Origin of the sequence: Viridibacillus arenosi (assembly GCF_001955655.1) — a bacterium.
Lineage (GTDB): Bacteria > Bacillota > Bacilli > Bacillales_A > Planococcaceae > Viridibacillus > Viridibacillus arenosi.
The window spans coordinates 297,252-317,741 of the sequence record NZ_MSPW01000001.1; the positions used below are offsets into that span (position 1 = coordinate 297,252).

Sequence of the window (20,490 nt, forward strand, 5' to 3'; positions counted from 1 at the left end):
AGTAGATGGAAATAAACAAAACATTGTTGGGAAGGTTTCCAATAAAGTTAATGATTTAATGCAAGTAGATCGTAAAGATTCTAAAGTAGCGATGGCTCATATTTATGTAGCTATGATTGCCCTTTTATTAGGTGGAACTGCGGGTCTTTTACAAGTACTTGTTCGTTCTGGCGAATTTAAATTGCCATGGGGCATTGGTTATTACCAAGTTCTAACTGTCCACGGTGTTTTATTGGGCTTAATATTAACGACATTCTTCATTTATGGATTCCAAATTGCTGCAGTTAGTCGTACTTCAGGTGCATTATCAGCAAAACAACGTCTACTTTGCTGGATTGGCTTCTGGACTATGACTGCTGGTACTGCAATGGCATCCGCTATGGTGTTATTAAATGAGGCATCCGTTCTTTATACGTTCTATGCTCCGTTGCAAGCTCACTGGATTTTCTATTTAGGCTTAACATTAGTAGTTGTTGGTTCTTGGATTGGTGGTTTGGGCCAAGCACTACGATGGATGCAATGGAGAAAAGAAAATAAAGGTCAAACTTCTCCTTTACTATCATTTATGGTCGTTTGTAATAATCTAATGTGGTTCGTGGCAACAATTGGTGTAGCTTCAGAAGTACTATTCCAACTACTTCCATGGTCATTAGGTTTAGTAGAACGTGTTGATATTCTCTTATCTCGCACTCTATTCTGGTCATTTGGTCACGCACTCGTTTACTTCTGGTTATTACCAGCCTATATGATTTGGTATGTAGTAGTTCCTAAAGTAATTGGTGGTAAAATCTTCTCTGATGCATTATCTCGATTGTCATTTATTATGTTCGTATTGTTCTCAGTTCCTGTAGGTCTTCATCACCAATTAACGGAACCTGGTGTTGACGGATCATGGAAATTCTTACAGGTTATTTTAACTATGATGGTTGTCATCCCTTCTCTATTAACTGCTTTTTCTCTATTCGCTACATTTGAAATTCGTGGTAGATCTTTAGGCGGTAAAGGCGTATTCGGTTGGTTAAAACAATTACCTTGGGGAGATGCGCGATTCTTTGTACCTTTCCTAGGTATGTTAGTATTCATCCCAGGTGGAGCAGGTGGTATCGTTAATGCTTCTTACCAGATGAACCAGTTAATCCACAATACAATTTGGGTAACAGGTCACTTCCATTTAACAGTTGCTACAGCCGTCGTATTAACCTTCTTTGGCGCTTGTTATTGGTTAGTACCTCACTTAACGGGTCGTACATTAACTAAAGAAATGAATAAGTTAGGTATTATTCAAGCAATCGTTTGGGTAATTGGTATGGGTATCATGTCAAGTGCAATGCACGTAGCTGGTTTACTTGGCGCACCACGACGTTCTGCATTCTCTGATTATGGCGGTGCTGAAATTGCTAGCACATGGGTTTCTTATCAAATTGCACAAGCTGTTGGTGGCACTCTTCTATTCATCGGTATTCTGTTATTCCTTTATATTTTTGTGAAGCTTTGCTGGTTCGCACCAAAAGGTCAAGAAGAATTCCCGATAGCAGAGGTTGCTCCTAACGCAGAAAAAACACCTGCAATTTTAGAAAACTTCAAACTTTGGATTGTGATTCTTGTTGCACTAGTATTAATCGCATACACCTTCCCAATCTTTGATATTATTACAAATGCTCCGTTGGGGTCTAAGGGATATAAGCTTTGGTAAATATATAAATCCCAAGACCCACTCTGAAGATAAAAAATACCCCCGTAAAGTGAACCCTTTTAGTCCACTTTACGGGGGTCTCTATTTTCTTATCAACAAATAAACAAATAGATCTTATATATTGTGCATCCATAAAATCAGCGTTATACAAATCTAATTTTACTTAGTAAAGTAATAAATATCAATTTTTTCTACAACCAATTTAACATAACGGACAACCTGCCTGAACTAAAACAACACACATATCATCAGGTTGGTCATGTTGTAATGCTTGAGGCATTACGATATCAATAGGTTCTATTACCTCACAATCTACCCAGCGCTCCGAAATGGCTTCTTTTATTGCATCCAACCCGTCAGTCTCTTCATTATCAAGAGATTCCATCACACCATCCGTAAAAATCAGAAGCTGAATTCTCTCATTGTAATGAACAATGTCTTTACTTATTTTCATTTCATTAAAAAAACCAACTGGACAAGATCCTTTCGAAAGGGATACGACTTTTTCATCATCAACATAGGCAAAACCAGGTGGGTGTCCTGCGTTAACGTACTCTACTGTTTTTCTCTTCGTGTCAATAATCATATAAATGGCAGTAAAATAATAATGTACAGGATTTTCTTTTTTATTTAGTATGTTCATCCACCTGTTTAACTCAACGATAATTGCTTCTGGATCAGTATTCTTCCGAATGGCATCTCGCAATACAGAAGAAATATACATACATACTAGAGAAGCTGAGATACCGTGTCCCATCATATCTAAAATAATTACCCCGTATCGATTTTCATCTATGCGTTGCCAATAATACATATCACCTGCTAGTTTGTTTGCGGGAAAATATGAAGCCTTTATCATTAGTTGTTCATTGATGATGGGCTCACTTAATAAACTACTTTGTACTTGCATCGATAAATCTAGTTCGTCTCTGAGCTTTTTATCTTGTTCTTTATGCCAATCTTTTTCATACTTTAAACGTAGACCTACTCGAATTCTAGCAAGTAAATCTATTTTATTGATGGGCTTCATTATGTAATCTATTCCACCTACATCAAGTGCCTCAGCTACCTTATTCGAGTCTTCCAATGCCGTCACAAAAATCACAGGGATGTCCTTCAAATGGGGAATATTCTGCAAGCGTCGGCATGCTTCAATACCATCCATTTCCGGCATCATAATATCAAGAAGTATAATGTCTACATTGGTTTCTTTTGGATATTCTTGACCAGCCCCTAAATAGTCAAACATTTCATGGGCTGATGAAAGTGAATGGAAATCGTTATACCCTGCGCGTTTTAGTATATTTTCAACTAAGAAAAGGTTTATTTGGTTATCATCTACGATTAAAATCGTCATACTTTTAGTCCCCTTTAGCTTATGAATCCTACTCCGCCAATAAGTACTTAAAAATTCATGATATATATTAATCTAAATCTTGCTATTGTTTGGGGGAGCTTCTATTTTTGTGTACTTATAATCAGTTGTTTTAATTATACTATCCATTACCTTTTATACGGCTCCGCTAAACATTTTCTAAACAAACAAGGGCCGCTTATGCGACCCTGAGTTGTTATATTTTTCGATAAATATTCTCTTGACTTGCAATCTCCTTATATTTTTCAGAGAAAACAGATGAACGTAATGTTTCTTTACTACCTATACCGATAATACCATCGTGACAAAGGCTATCATAGAACAACTGATTTACACTATTTTGTAATTCACCTGTAAAATAAATCATGACGTTACGGCAAATAATAACATGAAACTCATTAAATGAGCCGTCTGTCACCAAATTATGTTGAAAGAATACAATATTTTTCAATAAAGCTGCATCTAAGTAGGCATTTTGATAATCAGTCGAATAATACTCTGAAAACTCTTGTTTACCACCTGCAGCCAAATAATTTTTGGTATATGATTGCATCTGATTTAATGGTAAAATACCTTCTTTAGCTTGTAATAGTACTTTTTCATTTATGTCTGTTGCATATATTTTCGTCTGATCATAAAGCCCTTCCTCTTTTAGTAATATGGCCATGGAAAAAACTTCTTCACCAGTTGAACAACCTGCATGCCATATACGTATTGTAGGAAATTCTTTAAGCAGTGGCACAACTTTTAATCGGAAAGCCTTGAAAAATTCTGGATCACGAAACATTTCCGTAACATGTATGGAAAAGTCATCTATTAACTTTTCGACAAACCCTTTTTCATATAAAACTTTTTCTATCAAAGAGCTAATTTTCTCCATCTTCTCTTGTCTCATTCGATTAATAATTCTTCTTTTAATCGAAGAACGCATATACTTTTGAAAGTCAAAGCCCGAAACACTATAAACAGCTTGAAGTAACAAATCAATTTCAATATTCTCTTTTTCTTCATTAGTTAATAAGTCTTTCACAATAATCCCCTTCTAGCCTGCTCGATTAATTACTTAGCCAACCATACACGAAGAACTGATAATAACTGATCAATTTTTAATGGCTTACTGATGTAATCTGATGCGCCGGCTTTTAAGCATTTTTCCCTATCGCCTTTCATCGCTTTTGCAGTAAGAGCGATGATTGGAAGCTCTTGATAAATTTCTTGGCTACGAATATTGCGCATCGTTTCATAACCATCCATAACAGGCATCATTATATCCATTAATACAGCATCTACAGAATTATTTTCTTTAAGAATTTCTAAACATTCAAATCCATTTTCAGCTGAAATAATCTCCATCCCTTGAGATTCTAAAGCATTTCTTAGTGCAAAAATATTTCGGTGATCATCATCCACAATAAGTACCGTCTTATTTGATAACATATTCTTGTTCGCTTGTGTTAGTTGCTGTTTTTCCGGATTTATTTGATCTGGTTCTATTTTTTCTGTAATAACATTATCATTTGTTGCTACAGTTAACACTGATGAATCCACTTCTTCATCATAAGGTACGTCAATACCACTAGGTAGGTTTGGTAATAATAAAGTAAAGACACTTCCTTTGCCTTCTTCACTATCGACAAAAACCCATCCTCCAAGTAATTTAGCGAATTCCTGACTGATAGATAAGCCTAAGCCAGTCCCGCCATATTTTCTCTCGGTTGCTCCATCACCTTGTTGAAATGCTTCAAAAATTATTTTTTGTTTTTCATTAGTAATACCTATTCCAGTATCTTTTACACTAATTTCAACCCATTCGTCCGTAATTTCGGTATGTGCCAACTTCGTAATATTTTCTTTTTCAGCATTTTTAATTTGAACTGAAATAGCACCTTCATGCGTAAATTTAAAGGCATTGGATAATAAGTTTTTCAAAATCTGTTGAAAACGTTGTTGGTCAGTAAAGAATATATTTGGTACATTTCCATCCTTTTCTACAGTAAAATTCAAACCCTTTTTGAGTGCTACATGATCAAAATTCTGATGTAATAATTCTGGAACTTCACTCATATTCATTTCATCAAATTGGACTTTTAATTTTCCTACTTCAACTTTTGATAAATCCAATATATCATTGATTAACTTCAATAGGTCTTGTCCTGATGAGTGAATGATTCTAGCAAACTCTTGTTGTTCTTCAGCCAAGCCATTTTCATCTGGGGTTTCTAACATCTCAGATAAAATTAAAATACTATTTAATGGCGTTCTTAACTCATGCGACATATTAGCCATGAATTCTGATTTGTATTTTGAACTTTTTCTTAGTTCTTCAGCATGTTCCTCTAGGTTGATTTTTGCTTCTTCAAGTTCCCGTGATTTTTCTTCAGCATCGTGAGTTCTCTCAGATAACTGTTCATTAATCATTCGCAATTCTTCTGCTTGAGATTGCAATTCTTCTGATTGTGCTTGTAACTCTTCTGACTGCGATTGTAATTCTTCTGACTGTGCTTGAAGCTCCTCTGTTTGAGCTTGTGATTCTTTTAATAATCGCTCAATTTCCATTCGACCTTGCACACTATTGATAGTAATACCTAGTGTCTCTAAAACACGTTGTAAGAAGTTTTGCTGTAGGTTAGTGAATGGTTCTAGACTTGCCATTTCCAATATACCTACGACTTCATCTTCAAAAATGACTGGCGTTATAATAATACTTTTAGGATTCACATTACCTAATCCAGTTGTAATAAATTGATAATTATCCGGTATATCAGTGATAATCTGTGATTTTTTTCCTATAGCACATTGTCCAATTAAACCTTCACCAATTTGAAACTCGCTTCTACCAGCATCATTGCCTTCACCAGCGAAGGAAGCAGTTTTAACAAAACGTGTATCTTCTCCTTGACCACGGCGGATATAAAATACACCAAAGGATGCGCCGACCATAGGTGCTAGTCTTGTAATTAATCGTTTACCTAACTCTTCTATGTCCACTATACGTTGATACATCGTTGCAATTTCTGCAAGACCCGTTTGCATCCAGTTCTGTTCACTAATTTTTTGAGTGAAATCTTTTTCTTTCTGATTATACTCTTCTAATGATCCGGCCATTTCGTTGAAAGAACTGGCAATTTCTCCAATTTCATCTTTCGTCTGAATCGTGATTCTTGGAATAGAAGATAAATTTTTAAAATTTATCTTTTGAATTACTTTTGTAATAGATTGAAGTTCCTTGGATGTGCTTCTAATCATCCAACTAAGTATAGTAGAAATTATTAAAATACTAAAAAATACAGCAAATATAGTAAATTTAATCATATCATTGTACGTTTGTTGAGAACTTTTCAAAGTATCATTCATAATACCCTCTTGATATTCCTTAAAATCATCAAGTGTAGATAACACTTCTAATCTCTTAGTTCTTTGTTCTTCCATCAATTCATTTAAATCTGCACTCGAACCGTTTGCCTTAATCAGTTGAATGATTTTAGACTCTGTATCGGTATAGGATGTATATTGCTTATCTAATTTTTTTAATAGTTGTTGTGACTGTGTTTGATTTGCACTAGTAGACAATTTAATAATATTTTCTGAAATAGAAGCATGATTGTCATTAATCGTTTGTAAACTTGTCTTAATATCCTTATTATCAGCATCGATTGCTGCATATAAAATTTCTCTGTCAGACCGTGAAAATAACTGACGGATATCCATCACAGTTTGCACTTTATAATAGCGATCCTCTACAATTTCAGTCATATTTGCTTTTAATTTATTTAAAGTAAATACCATTATTGATAATAAAACAATTAAAAAAAGCAATATTAAACCAAAACCTATAATTTGCCTTTTCTTAAAACTCATATTCTCTTCCCCCTTTTATTCAAATTAAGGAAGCTGGAAGCTACTGAAAAAATAGCTGTCGAATTCTAGCATAGTCCTCAAAATATCTCTATTATTATTTTATCATTTTTTTAGTTCATAGATAGATTAAAAGTCTATTACAATAGTTTTAAAAATTTCCTTCTAATATTTTCTAATTTAATTGAATGTTAATGCATATAATGCCAAATATCTACTTTCTTGGTTTGATTATAACTTATATCACAAATACTTTTTTGCCAGAAAGTATAAGTCTTAAACAATAAAACTTTCGATTATACATTTTTATGAATATTATTAAATTGTTTAGGTCTTTTATTTCAGTCAAAAAAGTTGTAATGTTATGAATATGAATTAATTGATTTTTCCAACAAATAAAAGGAGTGTTATTATGATGTCAAAATATACAGAACAACTCTCATATTTACAAAAACCTGATGAAAAGAATATTCCAGTTGAATTGCAATTAGAGTTTGACAAACATGTAGATTTTCAACAAGAGAATTGGGGCTTTATCAATAATTTATTCAAAATACTTCCATTAAACCCACTGCAATATAAAGGTTTTTTAGATTTCAAAAATACTATGTTTGATGAAAACACATGCTATTTGAGTAATTTAGATAAGGAAATGATGGGCTTGGTTGTATCCTCTACTAATAGCTGCGCTTATTGTTTAACAACACACAGTGATGCATTACGGGGTTTAACAGGAGATGCTAATTGGGTTGATCAACTCACTTATAACTATCGATCTGCAATATTAACAAAGAAACAACGCGCACTATGCGATTATGCATATTATGTTACTACTTATCCTCAAGAGACAACTCGACAACAAGTAGACCTGTTACGTTTAGCTGGCTTTAGCGACCATGAAATTTTGGAAGCTTCATTTATTGCTGGATTCTTTAATTTTACAAATCGTTGGGTAAGTACAATTGGTGCTGTACCAAATCCAGGGCATTATACTCATAATAGATAATCAAAAAGCCAAAGAGCAGTTTATATAAGCGCTCTTTGGCTTTTGTTAATATTAAATTGATTGGTGTGTAGACCGTTTTATAAGTTATATATTCGCGTATATTTTTCTTTTAAATAATCGGCTAAATACTGGGCATTTAAACCTTCACCAGTAGCTCCTTTTAATAGTTCAAAAGGTTTTTTAAGTGCACCATATTGATGTACTTTTTCTGTTAACCATTCGCGAATTGGAGTGAGATTACCTTCTGCCAAAAGTTCATCAAAGTTTGGAATATCTTGATCCATCGCATGTTTAAATTGAGCTGCATACATAAAACCAAGTGCATAAGATGGGAAATATCCAAAACTACCACCAGACCAATGCATATCTTGTAAGATTCCTTCTGCATCATTTTCTGGTGCAATACCCAAATACTCTTCGTATTTTGCATTCCATACTTTTGGTAGGTCCTCAACTTGTAAGTTTCCATTGAATAATTCTTTTTCAATTTCATATCGAATCATAATATGAAGTGGATATGTTAATTCATCAGCTTCAATTCGAATTAAAGAAGGTTGCGCTGCGTTAATTGCACGTAAAAACATTTCTAATGAAACATTTTCAAATTGTTTCGGAGAGTGTTTTTTCAACATCTCAAAATTATGAGACCAAAAGTTTTTATTGCGTCCTACAAAATTTTCAAAAAACAATGACTGAGATTCATGAATGCCCATTGAAGTTCCTGTGCTTAGTGGTAAACCATCTAATTCTGGCATGATATTTTGTTCATATAAAGCGTGTCCACATTCATGCACTGTACCAAGAAGTGCAGATCGAAAATCATGTTCATCATATTTTGTAGTTACGCGAATATCACCTCGGTTTAAACCAATCATAAACGGATGAACTGTTTCATCTAAACGACCTGCTTCAAAGTCGTAATCAAGTTGTTGTAAAATTTCTAAACAAGCTGCCTTTTGCCCTTCTTTTGGAAAGAAGTCAAATATGAAACTCGTATCTGGTTGATTAGGTGATGCGACAATTTTTTGAACTAATGGGAGAATAGTTTCCTTCAATTCTCCAAATACGCGGTCCAATATATCCGTTGTCATATCAGGTTCATATTGGTCCAATAATGTGTTGTATGGATTATTGTCCTTGATTCCCCAATAAGTAACGAACTTTTGTTGCGCTTCAATAATGCCTTTTAAATACGGTAAGAATAGACTGAAGTCTGATTTTTCTTTTGCTTGTTCCCAAACAGCTTCTGCTTTTGATTGGAGTACGACATATGCTTTATATTCATCTGCTGGGATTTTCTTATTTAAATCAAAAGCTTTTTGCGTTTCTTCATATGAACGACGGACAATTTCTGATAGTTCTTCTTTTTTTGTCGAAAGCTCTTGAAGTATTTCAGCTAATTCATCGGATGTTTGTAATCGGAATAGTTCTGACGAAATAGTACCTACAACTTCTGCTCGTTGCTCTAGCCCCTTTTTTGGTGCTCCAGTGCGCATATCCCAATAGATTACTGAAAGAGCTTCTTCATAATTATCGATTTTTTTTATGTAATTTAAAAAGCGTTGTTCTACTGACATTTTATTACCCCCTTATGTTCCTTCTATTTTATCACGAAAACCGAAGTAAATCAGTTGAAAAATTCTGTTTGTTATTTAGCAGAATATTCACGTCATTACACCCTAAAAAGTGCTAATAATTCTTCTCACATTCAAAAAAGCCAGCTCATTATATTTTGAGCTGACTTTTTCTTATTAGACTTCTGTAGCTTCGACTGCGAAAATCGGTTGTATTTTCTCTTTATGTTTGTATTCTTCTTCATTCAATAAAATATGAATGTCTCCGTGGTCTTTTGAAGTACGGATTAATCGCCCCATACCCTGCTGTAGTCGTAACAGCATGAATGGTAAATCAACCTCTTCAAAAGCATCGGTAGCAAATGAACGCTTTGCATCAAATAATGGATCATTTGGTGGGAAAGGTAAATCGAAAATTATCACACGCGTTAATGATTCCTCGGGTAAGTCTAAGCCTTCCCATAAATGATATGAGCATAGTACTTTTACTTCGTCCGCTTGGAAATCACGGATAAGTGACGATAGTTCGCGATCCCCTTCAAACGCAACATCTGCACGTAGTTCCTCAGCCAATTGCCCTTTAAATTTCTGCATCGCTTGTTTTGATTTAAATAAGATTAATGTTTTTTCATCATCTTGTAATAACTTTTCAACAGACGAAAGTTTCTCTTCTTGAGCTACTTTGTGCAATTGAATCTTCATAACTTCTTCATATTCAAATGGAGAAGAGACAGAGAATGATTGGAATTTGTTAATCCCTAAACTGTTTGCGATATATGAGAAATCTTTATTGATTGATAGAGTTGCTGATGAGAATACATAAGGTATTTTTTTCGAGAACAATTTTTCCTCGAGTACTTCTGTAATAAGTCTAGGCATGATGACAAGTGTCTCTTCACCATCTGTTTCCTCTAACCAGTCTACAGCATCTCCTTGCGCGATAAATATACGCATTGCAGCTTCGTATTGCTCTAAGAACTCCTCTACCATACGTAGCTCATATTCAGGAATGACATACATTTCTGATTCGAAAACAAACTCTTCAAGTAAAGATTCTACTGTATCAATCACTTTTTGACCAAGCTTTAGAAGTAAAGGAGATTTATTAATTCGTTTACGATCTTCATCCGATTCAATGACATCATCACGTAGTTGGTCAAAGAATAATTCATGACCATCTTGCAATTTTTCCATTGTATAAAGCGTTTTTTCTCGTAATCCATCAACCATTAACATATCTAGAAGCTTTACGATTGTATAATCTTGCACTTTGTAAGTCATCGCCTTTTGTGCAGCGTACTCAAGTAAGTGGCCTTCATCAAGTACAATCATGGATACTTCCGGTAGAAGTGCTAATTGTCCTTCACGTTCACGTGAATCTTTTGTAGCAATATGCTCCATCAAGAAATCTTGTGAACAGATGATTAAATCCGTTGCTTTACGGTAATCTGCACGATGTAGCGTTTGCCCACAGCGGTTGCGAAGATCACAAACCGAACACTGTTGAATCGAGTTGTAGTTGACTTTTTGCCAATCAACATCGCTAACATTTGGATAGTCACTACGTTGACCATATAAAGATAATGGTCCCTGGCCAAAGACGCCATCTGGTATCGTTTCTACGATATCATCTATATATTCACCGTCATGAAACTTTTCAGCCTCTTCAAAGCGTTTTAAACATAGGTATTGATCACGTGATTTTGCTAAACGCACATCAATATTTAAATCAAGATATTGCTGTAATTTATGAATATCGCCACCATCTTTAACGAGCTGGTCGATTAAAGTTTCATCTGCACATGCAATCAATGCTGGACGTCCAGTATAACGCGCATAAGAAATAGCTGGTAATAAGTATGCAATTGTTTTCCCAGTACCTACACCTGCTTCAGCAAATAGCACTGATTTTTCACGTAAAACTTTTTCAATTTGATAAGCCATAAAGATTTGCTCATCACGACATTCTAGACCCTTTTCAGGTAATTCATCATAAAGCATATCGCCCATCCAATCACCCAACGAGTCGAAGAATGATTTTTCTTTTGATAGAGCAAATGGTATTGCTTGTCTCATCTTGTTCCCCCTCGTACGTCAACGAAAATAAAATTATATTCAACTAAACGGTAATTGAAACCTTTGTTATTATAGCATTATTCTTAACTACCTTGTTAAATGCATGTATATGATTTAATTTTTTTTCAGTTTATGTGTTCAATTTGTGGTCATATCACGGTTATCATAGTGTTACCCAGAAAAAAGGAAATTAAACACCCGGAAATTGGTGCACCTAATATAATAGAAGAAACTCTGTTAAATTTATATGAAATTGGTTAACAAAACAGCCTTCTATTTTCAATAATATAAAGAATGAGACAATGTTCTTTATTTACTTAACAAAAAATTATATTGGTTATTGTTAGCAATTATTCTACAATTTAAAATTAAATACATATCATATAACTCTTAGGTATAGAAAGTGATCTTAATTTGGGGGCTAGAGAAAATATGTGGAAATGATGTGGCATCAACATTGCGAAGAAAACGTTTTTCATTCTAACTCCATCTCTTTCCAATGGGATTTAGCATTATCTTATATTAGTAGTAAAAGTGTGAAATTATTCGGAGGGAAAAAGTGTGCAGTTCAAGCATTCTAGTTTTCGATTTACGTTTTTGTATAATTATTTAAGAAGATATAAATTCATGTTATAAAAAAACACCCGCTTAGAGGTGTCTAATAACTTCAGCTAATTTAAACTCGATCTACAACATAAATAGCCTTAAATTACCCCTTTTTTGTTATCCATTTGCGAGGTTTTAGATTTTGCATATTGATTAAATTCTGCTAAGAATAAAGTTATTGCGAACATCAACAAAATAACTGGAAACATGAAATATTCCGATTCATAATTGGTAACACCCAAAAAAACAAATAACATAAACGATACACAAAGAGCTATAGTTCCAGATAAAAGCTTCATGAATCCTCCCCCTTTTCTAAACATTATATTCCATATTAAACCATAAAATTTATTGCAACAAGAAGAATATTTATTTAAATTAGATTTTCATGGAATATTATTTAGTTATAACCGAATTGAGTTAATTACTGACATGCCCAGATACGAGTTTGCTTTTTTCCAAAATCAAACCTAAAAAAACGGAATGGGATATCCCATTCCGTTTAAAATTTAGTTTCTCGGTGTACGTTGACCCCAGAATTGATAAAAATCAGTTCTGATAAACCCGTTGAATAATTTGCGTTTTTTTGTCGCTTTTCTGCCATAAAGTGTTTCAAAGTTTTCCATTGATGATAGCATGTAGACTGACCAAGATGGATACTTCGCCATATTGTCACCCATCTCACGAATCATTTGTTCAACCATTTCTATATCACCAATACGTTCACCATAAGGCGGGTTACCAATCATTACGCCATCAGTTGATAATGTAGTAAAGTCTTTTACTTGCATTTGTTTCCAAGTAATCAGGTCTGCAAAACCAGCTTCAACAGCATTACTTTTTGCAATTTGAACCATACGATGGTCAATGTCTGATCCAATAATTTCTAAAGGCTGATCGTAGTTTGCAACATCTTCTGCTTCCATACGAATATCATCCCAGATTTGTTGTTTCATCCAAGGCCATGCTTCTGAAATGAACTCACGGTTGTAACCAGGAGCCATATTTTGCCCAATCATTGCAGCTTCAAGTGCAATTGTACCTGAACCACAGAAAGGATCTACAAATGGACGATTTGGATTCCATTTAGAAATTTGAACAAGCGCTGCTGCTAACGTTTCTTTTAATGGTGCTTCACCTTGATCTAGTCTATACCCACGTTTGTGTAGGCCTGCTCCACTAGTATCAATTGTAAGTGTAGCCACATCTTTTAAAATTGAAATTTCAATTTTAAATTTCGGTCCAGTTTCTTCTAAGAAACCTAGACGTTTATAGTGGTATTTCATTCGTTCAACGATTGCTTTTTTTGTAATCGCTTGGCAATCAGGTACACTAAATAATTTAGATTTAACGGATTTACCTGTTACAGGGAATTCTGCATCTACCGGTAAAAATTTCTCCCAATTGATCGCTTTTACTCCCTCAAACAATTCATCAAATGTGCGAGCTGGAAACTCACCTGCAATAATTTTCACTCGGTCCGCTACACGTAACCAAAGATTCGTTTTTGCGATTGCCTTCTCGTCACCTTCAAAGTAAACTTTCCCGTTTTCTGTTGTTGTTTCAAATCCTAGGTCCTGAAGCTCTTGTGCGACAATTCCTTCTAACCCCATTGCTGCGGTTGCTACTAATCGAAATGTTGTCATTGTTATTTCCCTTCTAACTGTTCTAATTCCCAAAATTCTAGGAATTCGATAAATTCATCTAAAGGTAATGGCTTTGAGTAATAGTATCCTTGAATCATATCACAGCCCATTTTACGTAATAGCTGAACCTGTTCTCTTTGCTCTACTCCCTCAGCAATTACCTTCATATGTAAACGATGCGCCATCTGAATAATGGCATCTACTACTGCTTGTTTATCATCTAACGAACATATATGTTGTATAAAACTACGATCAATTTTTAAATAATTTAATGGAAACTGCACTAAATAGCTAAGAGAAGAATAGCCTGTTCCAAAATCATCTATTGACAGTTTAAAACCTAATTGCTTTAAGAGTACTAATTTTCGAATCGTTTCTTTTTCACTGTTCATAACCGTACGCTCAGTTAGCTCAATTTCAAAATAATGCGCAGGGCAATTATTTCTCTCTAATATTTGCATTATGGATTCAATGAAATTACTTTGATGAAAGTGAATACTCGATATATTCAATGCTATTGGCATATTTTTTATATTTTTTGATTTTAGTTTTAGATAGTCCTGGCATGCACGATTAATAATACATTCACTAATCGGAATTATTAAACCTGTTTCCTCCGCATAAGGGATAAATTCACCTGGTGAGACGAAGCCTAATTTTTCATTTTGCCAGCGTACTAAAGCTTCCACTCCTACGATTGCACCAGTTGTAACGGAAACTTTGGGTTGATAATGTAATTCGAAGCTGTCATTTTCTATAGCTTTTCGTAACTCGTTATCTAGGAGCAACACACGTTTGCTATCTGTTTGTAGTTCGTCAAAGTAAAAAGAAAATTGACCTCTGCCATTCTGCTTTGCAAAATACATTGCCTTATCAGCTTTGGTTAATAATACTTCCGTATCATCTCCATCATGCGGATAAATGCTAATTCCTATACTAGTGGACACATATAAATTCTGATCTTCAACCTTAAAGGGTTGTTCTAATAATTGGATGATCATTTCAGCCAAATGTACAGCTTCTCTAGGGTGATGGATATTCGTTAATGTAATAACAAATTCATCACCACCATATCTAGCTAAAATATCTTTATTTTTCAATAGTGATTGTATTCTTTGTACTACTTCTACTAACAAATTGTCACCAACTGCATGACCAAGTGTATCATTTATTTGCTTAAAGCGATCTAAATCTAAAAATAAAACAGCATGTTGATATAAGCGTGTAGAGGATGATTCTAGTAAAACTTTCATTCGCTCAGTATAGGCAAATCTATTTGAAACACCGGTTAATGAATCTGTCATTGCACGCTTTTCAAGTTCGTCTTCAACGTCCTTTTGTTCTGTTAGGTCGGAGAAAACACCGCAGTAGTTCGTAACTTCACCTTGCTCATTACGAACTTCCATGATTGATAGCCATTCTGGATAGACATCACCGGTTTTACGGCGATTACATATTTCACCTTGCCATTCACCTTTTGAGTATAGCTCGTTCCACATGCTTTTATAAAAATCACTGTCATGAATGCCCGATTGTAAGATAGCAGGGCTATGTCCAACAACTTCTTCTTTTTTGTAGCCCGTAACAAACTCAAAAGCTGGATTCACATTTATTATTTTCTTTTTTGGATCAGTTATCATGATTCCTTCAGAAATTGTTTCAAATACTTTTTGTATTAATTCGTCAGAATAGCTAGAAATAGTGTTTTGGTTAATAATCTTTTTAATAGATATTTTTTCCATATTTTTCACCATATTCCCAAAAGAAAGGCCCTCCAGGAACTGGAGAGCCTGACTGTTCATGTTTAACATCATTGAAAGTTCAATAAGCCATGTTTTGTGCCCGAGTACTCAAACGATTTACATCTCGTACAACCGGGTAGTAATCATCTATCTACGTGAGATGCAAGCATTCACGTCTCTCCATCCATTCATTTCCTTCAGGAGAGTGCCCCTACCATAATTTGGGTTTCTCACTCGTGGGGTTTACCTCGTTCCACCTGTTACGTTTCCGCACCAGCTTCGTCACTGTGGCACTTTCAGAGAGTTTCAACCATATCCTATAAAAGACTTAGGTTTTCCTCCCGCCGTCAGCCAAAAGACTGCCTTAGCTTATTTATTCACTAAGCACGAACACTACGGTCATCTCAGAACCGTGCGAGCATGGACTTTCCTCGACAATGTCAAGCATTGCAGCGATTACCCGAAAATTCATGATGATGTTTTTTATTATAATATAAAAACATATCTAACCCAATAGAACCAAAGACCTATATTCAATCGTACAGTTTATCTCCAAAAACATGTTTTTCTAAATTAGAGATTCTTTTCAAAATATCGAAATTTGTATTTGCAGTATATTGTGGTTGTTGTGGTTGAACTGGTGCCGGATTGTGACGCTTAGCACTCTGGGCAACTTCAAGTTCTTGTTTTAGCATGTTTATCTCTTCTTGCTTTTTAGCTAAAACTTTTTCAAAGTTCTCATAATCTTGAATAATTTCATCTAAAAATTGGTCTACATCATCTTGACTATAACCTCTTAAACCTGTTTTAAAATCTTTATCTAAAATCTTTTTCGCTGTTAATTTTGTATCCATATACATCGCCCTTCCATCGCAACATAAGTGTTCTTAGTATAGCATATTTCTTAAGGGCAATGCTTAATCACAGCCATTTCCCAACGTTTTTTTGTCGAAAACTGCGATTGCCCAGGAAATTATTTCTTCCTTTCAAGCCTATTCTTCCGTTTTTGCATATCCGCCAGTCTTGAAATTTTAGATTCCTTAGACCACAGTGAACTTTCCGTAACAAGTTTCAACGCTTGATTTGTCATGTCTAATGCAAACTCATAGTTTTTATCACGGTGTTCAAAAATTTTCGCTAACTCAATGAGCGCAGTAATTTGCTGTCTTCCTTGTAAATACGGCAAAGCTTGTTGGAATGACTTACGTGCCTCTATATAATTCTGCTGTTTTTTTTGTTGAAACCCTAGATGGAAATAAGCATTTGCTGATTCATCACTCGAATATTGATGCGTTACTTGCTGTAAAAGTTCCTCACTGCGATCTATTTCTCTTAAATCAGCGTACCATTTACCAATGTTTGTATACGTTGTAGCTGATTCTTCTGCAATTCCTTCACAGAGTAAATTGGTTGCTTGAACATACAGCGTCAATAATGATAACAAATCCCATTCATTATGTTGCAGCACTTTTAGCAAAGCATCCGGCTGCCCACTTTTGACCGCGTCTAAATAAATAATCGGTGCTAAATAACCAGGCACATCGTCAAGACGAGTGAAGCCCAATTTTTCTTCTTCTACTTGGGTAAGTTTCATACGTGCCATGTCATTTTTCCAAATACGTTTTGAACCATGAAATAAATCGAGATGATTATGCTCTTTTAATGGTGGTAGGTCTTTTTTATTTAATGTCCAGCGAGTTTGTAACTGTGGCCAATCGAAACTTTTACCATTATACGTAATAACGGTTTTCTTTCCTTGCCAAAATTTCGATTCAAACAAAAATGCAACCTCATTACTCGGATCAGCTAATACGTACTGCTTTAATGTAAAGCCATCCTCAGACTCTTCAAGTAAACCATTCAGAAAAATATGAGTACCTACTCCTTTTAATCCTGTCGTTTCTGTATCATAGAATATAAGATTATTAGCATCCGTTAAAGATATAGGATGTGAATTTCGAGTTTGTTGCCACTTTTCAAAAGCATCATATAACTCTCCTAAATAAATACCACCGTGTTTATACTCAAGAGGATAATGCTTCTCTAATAAAAAGACTACACCAAAATCATTTTCTATCATTTCTAGACCAGCATCTTGCCACATCCCAGCATAATTAGGGACGTCCGGCTTTAGAAAGGGTTCTTTTTCTATTACTTGTTGTGTATTATTTTTCTTCAGTAGTTTTTTCATTTGAAGTATTTTATTTTCATATGACATATTAATCATCCAACTCTTCTAATAGAAATGATTTCAAAAAATTCAATACTTGTTTCTTACCTTTGTCACTTAAATCTTGTGCGCCTATACAAGAAGGACAACCATTTTGACATGGACATGCATCAACATGTTCAAATACATGCTGAATAAGTGGTTCCCAAATATCATACACCCGCTCGCTCAATCCAATACCACCTGGATAACGATCGTAAACAAAGAATGTTGGTTTCTCTGAATGTACCGCCTTCACTTGAGGTATGACATGGACATCGCTGCGGTCACTTTGAATGAATAATGGAATAAAACTGTTCATCGCAAACGCCACACCTGTCATAGCACTTGTTAAATCATCTTCTGACCAGTTTACTGGCTGCTCAAATGATAACCATGTAGAACTCGTATGCAGTTCTTCTGGTGGTAAATGTATTGGACCAGAACCGATATTATCATGTGAATCAAATCTAATTTTTTTAAATATAGTAGCAGTCGCCAAAATCATAACATCACCAAATGCTGCTTCTGCTTGGCCAAGATGCTTTTGCTTATCTTCACTCATAACTTTTAATTCAACAGCTAGATTAGCATCCGTAAAATAATCAACATCCACTTCACGAACATAAGCTTTCTTCTCTTCCCAATCAAGTTTTTCTACTTGAAATTGTACACCTTGATGTAAATAGATAGCTTCTTCATGAAGTAACGTAAGCGCACTATATCGATCCATTTCCCCAATAACACGAGTATTTGCAGGAATAGATTGATCAATGATGACAACATTTTCTTGCGATGCTGAACGCAAACTAATTTCGTGTGCTGGGAAACTATCGCTCATCCAATGCCATTGTTCAGACGTTTTTAAAAGAACGTCCTCTTGCTGTAGATATTCCAATAACTCTTGAATCTCAAACTCTCCGTACATATCAGTCGTTTTAAAAGGCAACTCAAAAGAAGCACATTTTAAATGATCCATTAAAATGAGCATATTATCTGGATAAATACGGGCTTCTTCTGGAGAACTTCCTAATAAATAATTAGGATGATTTATAATGTATTGATCCAATGCAGTAGATTGTGCCACGTAAATAATTAGCGCTGCATCTTGCCTTCTACCAGCGCGTCCTGCTTGTTGCCATGCACTCGCAATATTGCCTGGATATCCCGTCATTATACAAGCTTGTAATTGACCAATATCAACTCCGAGCTCTAATGCATTCGTACTCACAACTGTTTGGATTGTGCCATCACGTAAACCTTTTTCAATCGATCGCCGCTCCGAAGGTAAATAACCTCCTCGATAACCTCGAATTGATTCATCTTGGATTTTCTTTTTCGTCAATTCCTTCATATACGTAACAAGCATTTCCACTCGCACACGACTTTTAGCAAAAATGATTGTTTGAATTTGTGCTTCATATAGCTTTCTAGCTAAATCTCTCACTTCTAAAATGGCGCTTCTTCGAACACCAAAAGTAGGATGAATAATTGGTGGATTATAAAATAGGAATGTTTTTTTCCCTACTGGTGCTCCGTTATCTGCAATTAGTTGATGTGTTGTATTCGTTAAATTCTCTGCCAGCTCTTTCGGATTTTTGATTGTCGCTGATGTACATATAAAGATTGGATCACTTCCATAAAAACGGCAAATACGTTGCAAACGTCGAATAACGTGAGCAACATGGCTACCAAATACTCCTTTATATGTATGCAACTCATCCAAGACAATATACTGTAAATTCTCAAATAACGAAACCCATTTTGTATGATGTGGCAAAATCCCTGAATGTAACATATCGGGATTAGTCATAACAATATGACCAGCCTTACGCACCTTCTGACGAATACCAGGTGAAGTATCACCATCATATGTGTAGCTTAAAACTTCCTCTCCACTTTGCTCTATTAACTCATTCAAATCACTTTTTTGATCTTGTGCAAGAGCTTTTGTCGGGAATAGGTATAGGGCACGTGAGGCTTTATTTTCTAAAATAGCTTGTAAAACGGGTAAATGATAGCAGAGGGATTTTCCAGAGGCAGTTGGTGTGACGGCCGTAAAAGATTGCCCATTAGTCGCATAATCGAATGCTTGTCTTTGATGCGAGTAAAGCTGACTAATACCACGCTTTTGTAAAGCTTTGATTAAAGAAGGGTGTAATTTATCGGGAAAAGGGACGAGCTTTGCTGGCATTGCATCAATTGTATGTTGATGCTCAATTCTCTCCATCATTTCTGGATACTGTTGCCATTCTGCTAAAAGCTCATCAATCGTTTTTTTCTGAAGCATATTGTTCACCATCCTCACGCAAATAGCGCAAAAAAGTCTCTAATGTATATTTCACCGATTGTATTGATTGATAAAATCGTTTTTTACTCGTTGCTTTATAAAAAGACTGCACCACAAATTGATCCATCGCATCTAGCGCATTATCAATTTGTGTATTGTGCATATATTTGGGTTTATTTAATAGAATCCATTTCTCAGACTCTGACTGCCAAGTTACTAATATAGCATGCCAAGTATCAGCATGTGGTTTCACTTCAAGAAAGAAATCCGGAGATGTGTCTTCTTCTCGCATACGTAAAAATCGTTGCCAACATGCATCGCATTCTTCTAATAATTTTTCTGTGGTAGATAATAGCATTTACACACACCTCCATTTTCAATTTAATATTAAGTATTCATTTAATTTCAGTGTATCAAA

Annotated in this window: 14 protein-coding genes and 1 other RNA gene; 2 read left to right on the forward strand and 13 right to left on the reverse strand. The window is 35.0% G+C overall.

The annotated features are described in order from the left end of the window. Positions 1 to 58: 58 nt before the first annotated feature. Positions 59 to 1,693, forward strand: coding sequence for a b(o/a)3-type cytochrome-c oxidase subunit 1 (locus BK137_RS01410; protein WP_038191181.1), 1,635 nt, complete (start codon positions 59 to 61; stop codon positions 1,691 to 1,693). Positions 1,694 to 1,895: 202 nt separating this feature from the next. On the opposite strand, the gene BK137_RS01415 is transcribed toward BK137_RS01410, so the two are convergent. The 3 genes from BK137_RS01415 to BK137_RS01425 form a co-directional block, all read right to left on the reverse strand. After that, on the reverse strand, positions 1,896 to 3,050 hold the full coding sequence (locus BK137_RS01415; protein WP_038190519.1) for a SpoIIE family protein phosphatase: 1,155 nt from the start codon (positions 3,048 to 3,050) through the stop codon (positions 1,896 to 1,898). 214 nt (positions 3,051 to 3,264) lie between these two features. Further along, positions 3,265 to 4,101, reverse strand: a complete 837-nt coding sequence (locus tag BK137_RS01420) for a CheR family methyltransferase (protein ID WP_051448850.1) — start codon at positions 4,099 to 4,101, stop codon at positions 3,265 to 3,267. A 26-nt stretch (positions 4,102 to 4,127) separates the two neighbouring features. Beyond that, positions 4,128 to 6,926 (reverse strand): response regulator, encoded by a 2,799-nt coding sequence (locus tag BK137_RS01425; RefSeq protein WP_038190523.1) that lies wholly within the window; start codon positions 6,924 to 6,926, stop codon positions 4,128 to 4,130. A 412-nt stretch (positions 6,927 to 7,338) separates the two neighbouring features. On the opposite strand from BK137_RS01425, the gene BK137_RS01430 reads away from it, so the two are divergent. Beyond that, positions 7,339 to 7,929, forward strand: coding sequence for a peroxidase-related enzyme (locus tag BK137_RS01430; RefSeq protein WP_038191186.1), 591 nt, complete (start codon positions 7,339 to 7,341; stop codon positions 7,927 to 7,929). A 77-nt stretch (positions 7,930 to 8,006) separates the two neighbouring features. Here BK137_RS01430 and BK137_RS01435 read toward each other — a convergent pair whose 3' ends face one another. From BK137_RS01435 to BK137_RS01480, 10 genes are all read right to left on the reverse strand, one after another. Beyond that, entirely contained in the window at positions 8,007 to 9,506 is a 1,500-nt protein-coding gene (locus BK137_RS01435) for a carboxypeptidase M32 (protein ID WP_038190526.1), read from the reverse strand. Positions 9,507 to 9,680: 174 nt separating this feature from the next. Continuing rightward, entirely contained in the window at positions 9,681 to 11,579 is a 1,899-nt protein-coding gene (locus tag BK137_RS01440; protein WP_038190537.1) for an ATP-dependent DNA helicase, read from the reverse strand. A 704-nt stretch (positions 11,580 to 12,283) separates the two neighbouring features. Then, positions 12,284 to 12,484: a hypothetical protein gene (locus BK137_RS01445; protein WP_038190540.1), complete on the reverse strand. Its 201-nt coding sequence runs from the start codon at positions 12,482 to 12,484 to the stop codon at positions 12,284 to 12,286. 210 nt (positions 12,485 to 12,694) lie between these two features. Beyond that, a complete protein-coding gene (locus BK137_RS01450; RefSeq protein WP_038190551.1) occupies positions 12,695 to 13,831 on the reverse strand; it encodes a THUMP domain-containing class I SAM-dependent RNA methyltransferase in 1,137 nt (378 codons plus the stop codon). 2 nt (positions 13,832 to 13,833) lie between these two features. Continuing rightward, positions 13,834 to 15,573, reverse strand: a complete 1,740-nt coding sequence (locus tag BK137_RS01455) for a sensor domain-containing protein (protein WP_038191187.1) — start codon at positions 15,571 to 15,573, stop codon at positions 13,834 to 13,836. Between the two features lie 78 nt (positions 15,574 to 15,651). Then, positions 15,652 to 16,041: RNase P RNA component class B (gene rnpB / locus BK137_RS01460), an RNA gene on the reverse strand. A gap of 65 nt (positions 16,042 to 16,106) precedes the next feature. Beyond that, positions 16,107 to 16,427 (reverse strand): cell division regulator GpsB, encoded by a 321-nt coding sequence (gene gpsB, locus BK137_RS01465; RefSeq protein ID WP_081730154.1) that lies wholly within the window; start codon positions 16,425 to 16,427, stop codon positions 16,107 to 16,109. 119 nt (positions 16,428 to 16,546) lie between these two features. Continuing rightward, positions 16,547 to 17,791: a ribonuclease H-like domain-containing protein gene (locus tag BK137_RS01470; protein WP_038191189.1), complete on the reverse strand. Its 1,245-nt coding sequence runs from the start codon at positions 17,789 to 17,791 to the stop codon at positions 16,547 to 16,549. A gap of 1 nt (position 17,792) precedes the next feature. Then, complete coding sequence (locus tag BK137_RS01475; protein WP_038190563.1) at positions 17,793 to 20,072, reverse strand: DEAD/DEAH box helicase; 2,280 nt, start codon at positions 20,070 to 20,072, stop codon at positions 17,793 to 17,795. After that, positions 20,050 to 20,430 (reverse strand): YppE family protein, encoded by a 381-nt coding sequence (locus BK137_RS01480; RefSeq protein WP_038190566.1) that lies wholly within the window; start codon positions 20,428 to 20,430, stop codon positions 20,050 to 20,052. The genes BK137_RS01475 and BK137_RS01480 overlap by 23 nt, the downstream gene beginning before the upstream one ends. Positions 20,431 to 20,490: the final 60 nt, after the last annotated feature.